A 13010-nucleotide genomic window follows, 5' to 3' on the forward strand; every position below is an offset into this window, starting at 1 on the left:
GCAGTCGAAGGAAAGGTTAAAACAGTTCAAAAGTTTAAAAATCAGACAAAGTAAGACTTTTCCTTCTTTCTCCTTCCTTCTGATATACATAAGCATAAGAATAGTATTTTTGATTTAACTTATAACAGTTTTCACCAAGGTAGAGTACAGAACTTCTGCCTTCTACATTGAAGCCAAAATACCTGCATTTTATGTTAATGGAAACTGCTATAATTTACGGCTATAATTAAAAGTATTTACATTTACTTTAAAATTAATTTTATTTATTTCTCCTTCAATAGCTACGTTCAACAATTAATTATTAATTAGGGCTTGCTGATTAAATATAAAAGCATTGACATATAAAGACAAGTGCCTTTTTGAGGTCGAAAAAAGTGCCTGGTTTTCAGCTCTTCATGCTCAAAAACGAGCGTATTTTAGGCAAAAGTTGGACAGAGAAATCATTCTTACAATTCTTACTCCTACCTACTCTAAATTCCCATTTCTCCTGTCTCCTGTCTCTTGTCTCCTGTCTCCTGTTTCCTACCCTCACCCATAAGACTAGTGAAGCGCAAACCCTAATTATTAATTATTACCTCTCCTTGAAAAGAAGAGGATTGACTAATCATGAAAATTTTTTCTTGTTTCTCCTTTAAATAAGAGACTTTAAACCTTAATTATTCGGTAAAATTTTTCCCACAACTATTAGCATTAATATACTTGTATTCCTGCTAACTCCAAACTCCTGTGAGTTCCTCTATAGACAGAAACTCTACCTAACTCCTTTTCTTCTGAATTATATAGCGTTTCTAAGTAAGGGTGAGGTACACTCTTGTCCTAACTTCACTATTGCTTGTTGCCTGTTGCCTAAAACAAATAGATTTTGTACCTAACCAGCATGATAATTACTATATAAATGTCATATTTTTAATCTTTAAACTAGGTTCTATTAAAAAATCAACTACTCCCGTACCACATGAATCACTACAATGCTGCACTCTAAACATAGCAATATCAATACAACGAGATAAATAAGTTAGATGGTCGCCTGCCATACCAACAACTCCAGCATTTAAAAAATATACCCCAGGATTGAGCAAACATTGAAACTTAAATTTCACTATAACTTTCTGCTGTGCTTCTACATATTCTACTGATTTAGTATAACCATGTAACGATGCTCCACCTAAGTCAAATCCACTCAGAGTTTTAATCAACATTCCAAACCTAACTTTAGATGTAGAGTTAATAAATTTTACTGTATAAGTATAGTAATATTCTCGGCGATTAATTAAATGATTTACTCTCTTACCATCCAAAGTAATAATATGAGGGTCAATAATTTCCGCCCCTTTATTAGGATAATGTATCGTATTTGAAGGTATCATTTCCGGGTCATAAATTTCTTCATATTCTGTTGATTCTGAAATTTTATTTTCACTACTTTGTTCTGATTGAGATGATTTTTCATCTGTTTCTTCATCATCCAAGAAATCCTTAACTGTCAAATTAGGAATCTGACGAATTTCTTCCCTAATTGATGGAATTTTATCAGGAAAAGCATAAATTAATTTCTGATATTTAGATACCACATATTTAGGAGCATGATAAAGTAACATTTCACCATGATCCATCAAAATTGCTGAATCACAAAGTTGTACAACTGTTGAAGCAGCATGAGATACAAATAAAATTGTTCCTCCCCTTTCTTGAATATCTTGAATACGAGCAAAACACTTTCTCTGAAATGCTTCATCTCCCACCGAAAGTGCTTCATCAACTACTAAAATATCTGGGTCAACACTTGTTGCTACAGCAAATCCCAACCTAATAAACATTCCACTAGAATAAGTTTTTACAGGCTCGTCAATAAAATCTCCAATGTCAGCAAAACCAGCAATTTTATCAAATTTTTCTTCTATTTCTGATGGTTTTAATCCTAATAATTGACCGTTAAAAAAAACATTTTGCCTACCTGTAAACTCTGGATTAAATCCACTCCCAAGTTCCAAAAGTGCAGAAACTCTACCTTGAACTTTTACCCTACCTGTTGTCGGTGTAAGAGTACCAACAATTATTTGTAGAAGAGTACTTTTTCCCGAACCATTCCGCCCCACAATTCCTAAAGTATGCCCTCTTTCTATTTCTATATTTATATTTTGCACTGCCCAAAATTCATCAGCACGACTTTTTCCTGGGAATAGAATTTCTTTTAAACGGTCTACCGGATGCCGATATCGTTTAAAGCATTTAGAAACATTTTGCAGTGAAATTACAGTTTCAGCCATTAATTTTCTGGGAAATATTAATCTTTATTGATAAATGTTTGCTACAAATACCTAAGGTATTTCTTAGGAGTCAGGAGTTAGGAGTTAGGAGTTAAGATTCAGAATGAATAGCTTCAATACCAGTTTTTAGGTCATAAATTCTCTTTTTTATCAAAGGGATATCTCCTTTTTTTTGATTTATTTATTCTTTAAATTTAAATAAGAGGAAGAGACTTTAAGACTTCATTATTCTGTCTTCAGAGAGTATTCATTATTGAAAAAGTATTAGTGAGCATTACTATCTATTTTTATAGATTAAGGTGTTTTTATTTAGGGCTTGCTGATTAAATCTAAAAACTTTTACATATAAATACTTTAGCCTTTTTTTTGTCTAAAAAAGTACCTGTTTTTCAGCTCTTCACACTCAAAAAGTTAGTATTTTAGGCGCATAGTTGGGCAGAAAAATCATTCTTACAATTCTTACTCCTACCTCTTCTAAATTCCTATTTCTCCTGTCTCCTGTCTCCTGTCTCTTGTATCCTGTCTCCTACAAAGAGCAAAAAGACTTTCCATACGCAAACCCTATTTATAAAACATCTGCAAAAGCAGGACGTAATTTTATGTAAACCCACAAACCAAAATAAAATATTAATACAGACATCAAAGCAGCAATTCCTAACTCTCCCCAATGTTTAATTCCTCCTACTAAAACCAGGTCTCTATATACTTCAGCGATCGCTGTTAAAGGATTACACCAAAATACCCATATTCGCCAATTTTCAGGAATTACAGATGCCGGATATACTATTGGCGTAACGTAAAACCAAAGATTTAAAATTACTCCTAAAGTCTGAGGAATATCCCGTAAAAATACTGTTAATCCTGCGGTAAAATAACCTAAACCTGCCGTTAATAAAAGCTGCGGTAAAAATACTATTGGTAATAGCCATAATGTCTGATGGAGTACCCCAGATGATATACATACCATTCCTGTTAAAACTATTAATCCAAATGTACTTTCTATAAAAGTTGAAAAAACCGGAACTAACGGTAATAAACTAAGGGGAAATACTACTTTTTTTACTAAATTGGGCTGTCCAATCACACATCCAGAAGCTTGAGTTAATCCATTAGTAAAAGCCAGCCAAGGAATTAACCCAGCAAATAACCATAATCCAAAAGTAACCTTACTATCTTCAGGTAGCCCTTCTAGGTTAAGCTTGACTTTAAGAATAATTGAGAAGACGTAGGTATAAATTAAAAGTTGGGATAGTTGATTAAGTAACGGCCATAAATTACCCAGAATTGAGCCTTTATATCTAGCTTCTAAATCTCTTCGTACTAACGTTAATAGTAGGTTCAGATTTACCAACCAATAAGTATTTACCACGGTTCGCCACCTACTAACCCTGCCAGTTTTGCGGACAATTCCTTTCATAGTCCTACTATTTTCCGTTTTTTCCTCTACACCACACTCAAGCAAAATTGCCCATATTTAAGTGTATATAATTTACTATTTCCATCTACCAAACAATCAGCAGTTTAATTACTTTTTGCTAGTAGACGGCTACAGTTTTTGAGATTATATCAGGGCATTGCTCAAAATACTCTCTACAAATTAAAGTTATTACAATATATATGTGGTATACTTAAATGTTTCAGCTAATAAAAAACTAAGAAAGTAATGGTTCAATTGCTTGCTGAATAGCCTTTAACTGCTCATCATCGTAGCCCCAACGTTCTAGAAACTGCTTGTAATTTCCCTGACCAGTAGTTGTACTTTGATATAGCTCCTCAATTTCACCTTTTAAGCTGGGAATATCCACACTTTTAATTAGTCTAGTGGTTCGCGATCGCACTGTTTCTGATTGGGAAGCTGTATCCTGGTCTTGATTTCTTTGATGATGGACTACCATTGCCGAACACATAGCCAAATTTTTGACTAATAATTCTGTCACTGTTTTTGGAGATGATTCCAGAGATCTAAATATTGATGGTGAGGGGTTATCCGCTAAAGGTCTAGAGTCTGTAAGATATGCAACGAAAAATCCTCTAGCACCATTTTTACTTTTGACTAAATCTCCAATTAATGATTCTATTTCGGCTGCCGATATCTGGCCTTTTTCCATCTCAGTCATTATTTCTTGGGTCAAGGCGATCGCTTCTTCAAATGTGATATTTTCTTTTACGGACAATGATGTTGATTTCATAGCTTGGGACATTTTCTTAAATATACTTTCTAGTATGATAAACATTGTACATAAATATAGTCTAAAGGCCTGATATTTAATGCTACAATTAAATTGGCTAATAATTCCAGACTAAATAATCATAAAAAATCCTAAATTATCGAATATTAATATAATCTAACCCCCCTTGATTTATGAGATTAGTTGAGAGACATATTATTCAAAAAAAACATCGGTTTTATCTGGAAATTGACCGACTATGTCTCTTGTCGAAAAATCTCTATAATTATGCTAATTATTTGGTTCGTAAGTCTTTCATATTTGAAAATACTTATCTTGACTATTACGATCTGCAAAAAACACTCTCTACCCAATCAGATTATCAAGCAATGCCAGCCAAAGTATCTCAACAAATCTTGATGATACTAGATAGAAACTGGAAAAGCTTTTTAGCAGCGAACAAAATTTATCAACAGAACCCATCAAAGTTTAAATCTCATCCTCGTCTTCCTAGATATAAAAATAAAGTAACGGGAAGAAATATTGTAGTTTATACAACACAAGCTATCAGCAAGAGGCAATTAAAGCAAGGAATTATTAATCCCAGTAAAACAGGGATCTATCTAAAAACATTAGTACCTACTTCACAAATTAAACAAATTCGTCTCGTCCCTAGACTTAATCATTATGTAATAGAGGTCATTTATGAAGCTACTCAAAAACAATACGAGTTAGAAAAAAATCGTTGTGCCAGTATTGATATAGGATTAAACAACTTAGCTACATTAACCTTTAATAAGCGCCGGAATCAAACCAATCTTGATAAATGGCAGACCGTTAAAATCTATAAATCAATACTATAATAAAGTCAAAAGCTTCCTGCAATCTCAACTCCGGGAAAATCAATCAAGTAAGAGGCTGAAAAAACTTTGTAATCAAAGAGAATTTAAAATCAATGATTATCTTCATAAATCATCTCGTTTGATTATTGATACTCTAACTAATCAGAAAATAGGAACATTGATAATAGGGCACAATGAAGACTGGAAGCAGAAGATAAATCTAGGGAAGAAAAATAATCAAAATTTTGTATCTGTACCCTATAACAAGTTAATAGAAATGTTATCTTATAAAGCCAAGATGGTAGGGATAGATGTAATAATTACAGAAGAATCTTATACCTCAAAAGCAAGTTTTATAGATAATGATATTCTTCCTGTATACAGAAAAGGTCAGAAAAATCAAGTCACTTTCTCAGGAAAAAGAGTAAAGCGATGCAGCGCGGTCTTGGGGGTTTCCCCCATGAGCGACTGCATCAAGACAAAGAGGTTTGTATCGTACCGCCAACAAAGGATTAATTAATGCTGATGTTAATGGTTCTTTGAACATTATGAGAAAAGCAGTCCCAAATGTTTTTGACTATGGGATAGAGAAGCCAGTACGCCCTTGCGGGTTTCCCGACTTGAAGCAACTGGCGTGGTGTTGTAGTTCACGAGCGTCAGGATAACACCTGCAAAATAAGGATATGTCTTATGTGACTATATTTTTATCAAAGTGTTGCGAGAAGACCCGCGCTTTCCTGCAAGGAAGCGTCGGGATGAATCGCAATCAATGTTGATATTTCACACACAATGTGTTAAACTCTCAAAAGTAAATTAACTAGCAGTAGATGGTGGAGAAAGCATACAAATTTAGGCTCTATCCAACACCAGAACAGGAAAACTTGTTGCGGAGAACTTTAGGCTGTGTGCGACTAATCTACAATAAAGCCTTGGCAGCCAGAACTCAAGCTTGGTATCAGAAACAGGAGCGTGTAGGATACAAGCAAACTTCGGCCATGCTTACCAATTGGAAGAAACAGGAGGATTTAGACTTCCTGAGTAAAGTAAGCAGCGTACCATTACAGCAAAGTCTGAGACATTTACAAGCAGCTTTCACTAACTTTTTTGGTGGACGGACTAAATATCCTAACTTTAAGAAAAAACGGAATGGTGGTAGTGCTGAATTCACAAAGTCCGCATTTAAGTGGAAAGATGGTCAAGTATATCTAGCTAAATGTAGTGAACCATTACCGATTAGATGGAGTAGACAACTACCACCAGATTGTGTGCCAACTACAATCACAGTTAAACTTGATCCCTCTGGTAGATGGTCTGTGTCTTTGAGGGTCAATGACACTAGAAATTTAAAACTTACACCGGTACTCAAACAAATAGGTATTGACTTAGGAATTACCAGTTTAGTTACTACCAGTGACGGAGAAAAAATTGCTAACCCAAAGAATATAAACAAATTACACAAAAAATTGAGATTGGCCGGGAAGTCTCTGTCAAGAAAAACTAAGGGTTCTAATAATTATCAAAAGGCTAGGTTGATTTTAGCCAGGATACACGCAAAAATTAAAGATTCAAGGCTTGACTATACTCATAAACTAACTACTCAATTAATCAGAGAAAATCAAACTGTTGTAGTTGAGGAAATAGCCGTAAAAAATATGGTCAAGAATCACAAATTAGCTAGAGCAATAAGTGATGCCAACTGGTCTGAGTTAGTCAGACAGTTGGAATACAAGGCTGAATGGTATGGACGGGAATTAGTCAAGATTGACAGGTATTTTCCCAGTTCTAAGCGTTGTTCTAATTGTGGTCATGTAGTTGAGAAATTACCTCTAAATATTAGAGAGTGGGATTGCCCAGAATGTGCAGCTCACCATGATCGAGATATTAACGCTAGTATAAATATTTTGGCTGCGGGACTCGCAGTGTCAGTCTGTGGAGCGACTGTAAGACCATCTGGGAGCAAGTCTCGGAGGGCGGGTGCTAAGAAACAGAAAATCTCTAACAGTGATGCTAGGGAATCCCGCGCTGTCTCGTGAGAGCAGCGTCGGGAGGATGTCAAGAACTATGATAGTCAATAAATAACTTAGCTCTCATTTCCTAGTTATGGCCATAATATCTTCCAAAAAACAATCTCCACAACCAGAAAGGCCAGATGAAAACATTTTCTTAGCCTCAGAAAGTAAAAGTTCATATAAAACCAAAAAATCAAAATCCAAAACTGAAACAGACGAAATAGAAGCTTTATTAGAAGCAGAGGCAACTGCTGAAGACAAAAATAATAGTACAAATGAAGAAAAAATCAGACCCCAAAAGTTAGCGGAATATATCGGACAAAAAGACCTCAAAGAAGTATTAAATATTGCGATTTCGGCGGCCAAATCGAGAAAAGAACCTTTAGACCATCTGCTACTTTATGGCCCTCCAGGGTTGGGGAAAACTACCATGTCTCTAATATTGGCAGCAGAAATGGAAGTAAACTGTAAAATTACTACTGCTCCTGCCATTGAAAAACCTAGAGATATAGTTGGTTTGCTAGTAGGTCTACAAAAAGGGGATGTTCTGTTTATAGATGAAATTCATCGCCTTTCCAAAATGACAGAAGAAATTCTATATCCGGCGATGGAAGATTTTCGGCTAGATATTACAGTCGGGCAAGGAAAAACATCTAAGACTAGGAGTATTCCTCTCAAACCTTTTACTTTAGTTGGAGCAACTACTAGGGTTGGTTCTCTAACTTCTCCTCTGCGCGATCGCTTCGGAATTATTCAGAGGTTACGTTTTTATGAGGTTGATGAACTGAGTCTAATTATTATCCGAGCAGCAAAACTTTTAAATACAGCTATTACAGAGGATGGTGCTGAAGAAGTTGCCCGTCGTTCCCGGGGTACGCCTCGAATTGCTAATCGTTTACTTCGACGGGTGAGAGATTATTCGGAAGTGAAAAAGTTGACCCCTGTGAATGCTGAGGTAGCAAGTGAAGCGTTAGAGTTGTTTAATGTTGACCCTCTAGGTTTAGATTGGACAGACCGTAATTTATTGAGGACGATGATTGAAAATTATAATGGTGGGCCTGCTGGTTTAGAGACAATGGCAGCAGCGACTGGGGAGGATGCTCAAACTATTGAGGAGGTTTATGAGCCATATTTGATGCAGATTGGGTTTATGCAGCGCACTCCTCGTGGTCGGGTTGTGACTTCTGCAGGTTGGAGGCATTTGGGTTTTAGTCCTCCCGATGAACAGTTGAGTTTGAAGTTGTAGAGAAATAGAGATTTTTATAGATATGTTTATAATCTAGATTTACTATTAATTTTGACTGGGAAAGCTAATTCTTGCGGAGGTTATAGTGAATCTATAAAATAAATACATTTGGATACACTAAAATTCAGTGAAATATATGTGAAAAGCTTGTTAAGCCTTAATTTACAAAGAGTTGTGTCATTATAATTTTTAGTAATTTTCTAATCCCTTAAAGATGTACATACTCCATCTTTCAGATCTTGACTTTGGTAATCTGGATAAAGCTAAACTCTGGTCTAACCAATTAGCTGAAGATTTAAAAAATGAACTTAATATTCCAAGTCTTAATGCCCTTATTCTCTCTGGCGACATTGCTAATAAATCTACTCCAGATGAGTATGAAACTGCACAAGAGTTTCTGGATAATCTTTGCCAAGATTTTCCTCTACAGCCAGAGCAAATAATTATTGTTCCTGGCAATCATGACCTCAATTGGCAAAAGTCAAAACAAGCTTATACCCCTGTCCGACGGGAAGATTATGATGGTCCAATCATTAACGAAAATGGCAAGAAAAAACCAGACCATAATTATGCCATTGATAATGATAGTTCATATGTCGAAAAACAAGATGAAAACAAGTATAAAGAACGTTTTCTTTACTTCAGCAACTTTTATAAATCCATCAAAACAAAACCATATCCTTTAGAGTACAAACAACAGTACATTTTTGATTACTTTCCAGACAAAAAGTTACTAATTTTGGGTTTAAACTCTGCGTGGCAATTAGATCACCACTACAGAGATCGTGCCAGCATCAATATGAATGCTCTGACTAACGCACTTGCAGAAATTCGTCGCAACTCCGAATATAAAAACTGTCTTAAAATTGCTGTTTGGCATCATCCTCTTGACAGTGCTGGTAGTGACAGAATCACCGACCAAGGTTTTATGCAACAATTAGCTGTCTCTGGTTTCCGCCTGTTTCTGCATGGTCATATTCATAAAGCTGAAACCAGCCTCTATCGCTATGATATAAGTCAAAATGGGCGAAAATTAGATCGGATTTGTGCTGGGACTTTTGGCGCACCCACAAGAGAATTAGTTCCTGGTTATCCTTGGCAGTACAATCTACTCAAATTAGAAGGTAATCAACTAACTGTTGAAACCCGCCGTCGTGAAGAAGAGAATGGAGTTTGGAAACCTGATGCATGCTGGAGTCAGGGTGCTGGAAAAGATCCATTGGGTCGATATTTTATTGAGTTAGTAGATGACCCAAAGTAAAAAGCCCTCAATCTATTCAAAACCGAATTACAATTCCAAGACAAGATGAGGGCAATATATTAACAATACCAAAAATTCATCTTATTCTTCACTATTTAGATCATTATGTACTGCAATTAGGAGGATATAACAGTAGTTTCAAACAAACAAGGTCGGTAATATTGCAAGAGTGCGAGATGGCTACTTGTCTAGCGGTACTTTTTGCAGATAAAATCTATGTTCCAGCAGTATCTTATTATCAATCTCCTATCTGTCGCCAAGTAATAGATTATTATCAAGACATATTTGATCTAGGAATAATTTCAATTATAACTGATGCCTATTCCTTAGAGGAATTTCAAGATAATAGACTCCGAGAATATAAACTAGATAGCAAAGAATACGCTCTTTACAAAAAAATATTAGATATTCAAAAAAATCCGCCAAGTATTTATTCTTGCCTAGAAAATACCACTTTAGTTTTATACGAAAAATGGGAACAATTTATTAAAGAAACTGATATTATTAAAATTTTTGTCAAAAAATCCCCCAAGGAATTTATTACTGAAAATTTGAGTCATAATATAGAAACATTAATATATCGACTTGAAAATCAGGCATTCATTGTTAAAAATGTATATCCTCTATTGTTTAATGAGCCTCACATCGGTACGTCTAACTTATTATTAAAAATGATATGTGAACTTTTTTTTGAGTGGTTTACAAAAAAGCTGAACTCTGGGTTAGTAACTGATTTAGTTTATCTTAATCAACTTTCTATCAAGTCATGTGGAACTGATTTACCCTATAAAACTTTATATAAGAAGCTTAATCTAGAACATCCACACCTTTTAAATGAAATAAATATTTCTCAACCTCGTGAACTTCTCATATTGAAGAAAGATACTGAATGGAATAAGGTGATGTCTAATATTATGGCTTAATAAATTTTATAAAATTACAGTACAGTTATATATGCTTCTAAAAATCATACTAAAGCTATAGACAATTTGGCGTTGCACAATTAGGAATGACGAAATTTGAAAGTAGATATTTTTGGATAATTCTTTCCTAAATATATTTAATATATTTACAGTTGAAAATCTATTATCATTCTTGAATCTGCAAATGTGCAACTCCGACAACTTAATATTCAAATCTGATTAATTTTGTTTTTGTAAAGACAGTAAAGGTGGAGCTTCAGCTAGAGTAATTGTTTGTTTTTCTCCTATATTTTTTTTTCTCCACATTGAAGTACAAATTTCTTTACTTATTTCTATAAAACCACCCCAAGTATTAGCAAATTCTACAAGTTTTTTGAATACATTTTTCGATTCTAACGTCTTAGAAAAGTGAGCTGTATATATATAGTTTCCACTCTCTGAAATTATTTCATAAAATCCACAGCATTTCAGCTTTTCTTTGAGCAAGTACATCTCCTCTGTTTCTAATTCTAAATAGTTTTTATGGTTTAGATAAGAGGGTATTTTGAGATGAATATCAGCTACTCTGTGAGTATCTAGTGAAATATTTATTTTTTGAGAATCAGATTCACTTAATGGCAGGTCAAAAATTAGAAAAGATTCGTTATTAAAAGGAAAATGCTTTAAACCCTGTTTTGTAACTGGTTTAAAGATAAATCTTCGATCATCCTTATAACTATAAACTTCTGTTTCTACATAACCGTCAGCTTTTGGATGAGCTTGAATAATTTTTGCTGCTTCTTTGCTACATTTAGTTACTAAATCAAAAAGTTCTTTCGTGCGATATTTTTTTTTGATATCAATGCAGTATTCAAGTGTAAAATGGTATTTATATTTTTCGGGTTTAATTTTGGCAAAGTTATCAAATTCAAAACCTATTTCAAGCAATGAATTAGTTAAAAATTTATCTATAATTGTTAAATCAATATGAGACTCTAATATAATAAATTGGGATGCTTTTATTCTCTTAAAGCCGAGTATTTCTCTTATAGCATCAGTTAATATTCCAACTTTTTCAGGATATTCTATGGCTTGGATCAGAAGTATTTTAATGATTTGATTATTCAAATGTTCAAAAGGCTTTCTTTGAAAAGATAAAGGCAAATTATGGGAAGGAATAATATATTTTTGTAACCTATAACAAAACTGTTATACTGTTGAATTTATTTCTTTTTTATCTAATAAAATCCAATGTTCATCTTCCCATTGAGATAATATCTTTCTTAAAGATACTGCTTTTGATTCATTGTTTAAATCCCTAATTAAATCTTCTATCAATGGAGATAAATTCATATTATTAGAGGAAATCTTGTTAACTTTATACTATTTTTTGGAGGTGTCTAATGATTCTATCATTACCTTTTCCCTTTCTTTTTTGGCTTTCTCTTTTTGACTTTTGATTTTTTATTCTTGAATCTCGCTCTCTGTTCAACCACTTCAGGAGGAGGACCGTAATCCCCATCCGAAAAATATACTCGCTCTACTATATGTTGTGGTTCTACTTCAATCCACAGACGAGCCCCACCAGCTTGACTTTTATTAGGGTCATGAGGTTGATAAACTATTTCGCAAGGTCCATGAATTTTCAGAGCATGACAATAACCCTTTTTATCTCCCACTTTCACTGCAACTGCTGGATGAGAAGTTTGATTGTCTCGGTTGTAGTCAATAGTCTTTCGTAGAACATGAATAAAGGTATTGCCTGTACGTTTATTCTTGTTCCAAGTTCCTTGAGGACCACGACGACCGGGTTTAATTTCTGGCATTCCCCGATGGTTGAGAGGAATCATCCAAAGTCTTTTTCGCTTATGAGCACCAATAACTCGATCTTGGTTCAGTAACTCTCGCAACCTACCAGTAGAAATATTGAGTAAAAAAGCAGCTTCTGTAGTAGTAACTAAAGAGACATTCATAACTACAACGTTGGGGTTTTTAGATATTAGATAATTAAGTATAACTGTGAAAATGCAAAAAGCACTGTCTTAGTTTATGTCAAAAAAGACTCCCGTTAAATTTCAAAACCAAAGAATATCCACAAAAATTAACGGCGTTTGATTTAATGGCTGAGTTTCAAAGAAATAGATTAAAGCAATATGACTTAGACTGAATTTTCCTAGTCTCTAATTGCAAAACAAAAATTAGTAATATGATTTTAAGTTAATTTCCTTTGATTTATGGCTTTTTTCATTAGCCTAATTAATAGATTAACTTGTCAAGTTAGACACATCGTTTAATTATTTATTTTAAATTATCTC

12 protein-coding genes are annotated in these 13010 nt (G+C 34.2%); 6 read left to right on the forward strand and 6 right to left on the reverse strand.

Annotated elements, in window-relative coordinates; translation table 11 throughout:
* Positions 1-887: 887 nt before the first annotated feature.
* The 3 genes from F6K23_RS32860 to F6K23_RS32870 all read right to left on the reverse strand — a co-directional run bounded on the left by F6K23_RS32860 (position 888) and on the right by F6K23_RS32870 (position 4456).
* Positions 888-2267 (reverse strand): ABC transporter ATP-binding protein, encoded by a 1380-nt coding sequence (locus F6K23_RS32860; RefSeq protein ID WP_293164079.1) that lies wholly within the window; start codon positions 2265-2267, stop codon positions 888-890.
* 565 nt (positions 2268-2832) lie between these two features.
* Positions 2833-3684 (reverse strand): ABC transporter permease, encoded by an 852-nt coding sequence (locus F6K23_RS32865; protein ID WP_293164082.1) that lies wholly within the window; start codon positions 3682-3684, stop codon positions 2833-2835.
* Positions 3685-3919: 235 nt separating this feature from the next.
* Complete coding sequence (locus F6K23_RS32870) at positions 3920-4456, reverse strand: hypothetical protein (RefSeq protein ID WP_293164084.1); 537 nt, start codon at positions 4454-4456, stop codon at positions 3920-3922.
* A 173-nt stretch (positions 4457-4629) separates the two neighbouring features.
* On the opposite strand from F6K23_RS32870, the gene F6K23_RS32875 reads away from it, so the two are divergent.
* The 6 genes from F6K23_RS32875 to F6K23_RS32900 all read left to right on the forward strand — a co-directional run bounded on the left by F6K23_RS32875 (position 4630) and on the right by F6K23_RS32900 (position 10716).
* Positions 4630-5298 carry a hypothetical protein gene (locus F6K23_RS32875; RefSeq protein ID WP_293164086.1) on the forward strand — a complete coding sequence of 223 codons (669 nt, stop codon included), beginning with the start codon at positions 4630-4632 and terminating at the stop codon, positions 5296-5298.
* Complete coding sequence (locus tag F6K23_RS32880; protein ID WP_293164088.1) at positions 5255-5797, forward strand: transposase; 543 nt, start codon at positions 5255-5257, stop codon at positions 5795-5797. The genes F6K23_RS32875 and F6K23_RS32880 overlap by 44 nt, the downstream gene beginning before the upstream one ends.
* Positions 5798-6104: 307 nt before the next feature.
* Positions 6105-7310, forward strand: coding sequence for an RNA-guided endonuclease TnpB family protein (locus tag F6K23_RS32885; protein WP_293164091.1), 1206 nt, complete (start codon positions 6105-6107; stop codon positions 7308-7310).
* 67 nt (positions 7311-7377) lie between these two features.
* Positions 7378-8532 carry a Holliday junction branch migration DNA helicase RuvB gene (ruvB, locus tag F6K23_RS32890; protein ID WP_293164093.1) on the forward strand — a complete coding sequence of 385 codons (1155 nt, stop codon included), beginning with the start codon at positions 7378-7380 and terminating at the stop codon, positions 8530-8532.
* A 214-nt stretch (positions 8533-8746) separates the two neighbouring features.
* Positions 8747-9793, forward strand: coding sequence for a metallophosphoesterase (locus tag F6K23_RS32895; protein ID WP_293164095.1), 1047 nt, complete (start codon positions 8747-8749; stop codon positions 9791-9793).
* A 176-nt stretch (positions 9794-9969) separates the two neighbouring features.
* The gene (locus F6K23_RS32900; RefSeq protein ID WP_293164097.1) at positions 9970-10716 is read left to right on the forward strand and encodes a hypothetical protein; all 747 of its coding nucleotides are present in this window, start codon (positions 9970-9972) and stop codon (positions 10714-10716) included.
* Positions 10717-10935: 219 nt separating this feature from the next.
* Here the strand turns inward: F6K23_RS32900 and F6K23_RS32905 are convergent, their stop codons facing one another.
* The 3 genes from F6K23_RS32905 to F6K23_RS32915 all read right to left on the reverse strand — a co-directional run bounded on the left by F6K23_RS32905 (position 10936) and on the right by F6K23_RS32915 (position 12668).
* Positions 10936-11823: a hypothetical protein gene (locus F6K23_RS32905; protein ID WP_293164099.1), complete on the reverse strand. Its 888-nt coding sequence runs from the start codon at positions 11821-11823 to the stop codon at positions 10936-10938.
* Positions 11824-11904: 81 nt separating this feature from the next.
* Positions 11905-12048: a hypothetical protein gene (locus F6K23_RS32910; RefSeq protein WP_293164101.1), complete on the reverse strand. Its 144-nt coding sequence runs from the start codon at positions 12046-12048 to the stop codon at positions 11905-11907.
* Between the two features lie 62 nt (positions 12049-12110).
* On the reverse strand, positions 12111-12668 hold the full coding sequence (locus tag F6K23_RS32915) for a helix-turn-helix domain-containing protein (RefSeq protein WP_293164103.1): 558 nt from the start codon (positions 12666-12668) through the stop codon (positions 12111-12113).
* Between the last annotated feature and the right edge of the window lie 342 nt (positions 12669-13010).

Origin of the sequence: Okeania sp. SIO2C9, from assembly GCF_010672455.1 — a bacterium.
GTDB lineage: Bacteria > Cyanobacteriota > Cyanobacteriia > Cyanobacteriales > Microcoleaceae > Okeania.

Coding starts and splice junctions, on each gene's coding strand:
- F6K23_RS32860 (WP_293164079.1), bottom strand. CDS start 2,267: ATGGCTGAAACTGTAATTTCACTGCAAAATGTTTCTAAATGCTTTAAA.
- F6K23_RS32865 (WP_293164082.1), bottom strand. CDS start 3,684: ATGAAAGGAATTGTCCGCAAAACTGGCAGGGTTAGTAGGTGGCGAACC.
- F6K23_RS32870 (WP_293164084.1), bottom strand. CDS start 4,456: ATGAAATCAACATCATTGTCCGTAAAAGAAAATATCACATTTGAAGAA.
- F6K23_RS32875 (WP_293164086.1), top strand. CDS start 4,630: ATGAGATTAGTTGAGAGACATATTATTCAAAAAAAACATCGGTTTTAT.
- F6K23_RS32885 (WP_293164091.1), top strand. CDS start 6,105: ATGGTGGAGAAAGCATACAAATTTAGGCTCTATCCAACACCAGAACAG.
- ruvB (WP_293164093.1), top strand. CDS start 7,378: ATGGCCATAATATCTTCCAAAAAACAATCTCCACAACCAGAAAGGCCA.
- F6K23_RS32895 (WP_293164095.1), top strand. CDS start 8,747: ATGTACATACTCCATCTTTCAGATCTTGACTTTGGTAATCTGGATAAA.
- F6K23_RS32900 (WP_293164097.1), top strand. CDS start 9,970: ATGGCTACTTGTCTAGCGGTACTTTTTGCAGATAAAATCTATGTTCCA.
- F6K23_RS32910 (WP_293164101.1), bottom strand. CDS start 12,048: ATGAATTTATCTCCATTGATAGAAGATTTAATTAGGGATTTAAACAAT.
- F6K23_RS32915 (WP_293164103.1), bottom strand. CDS start 12,668: ATGAATGTCTCTTTAGTTACTACTACAGAAGCTGCTTTTTTACTCAAT.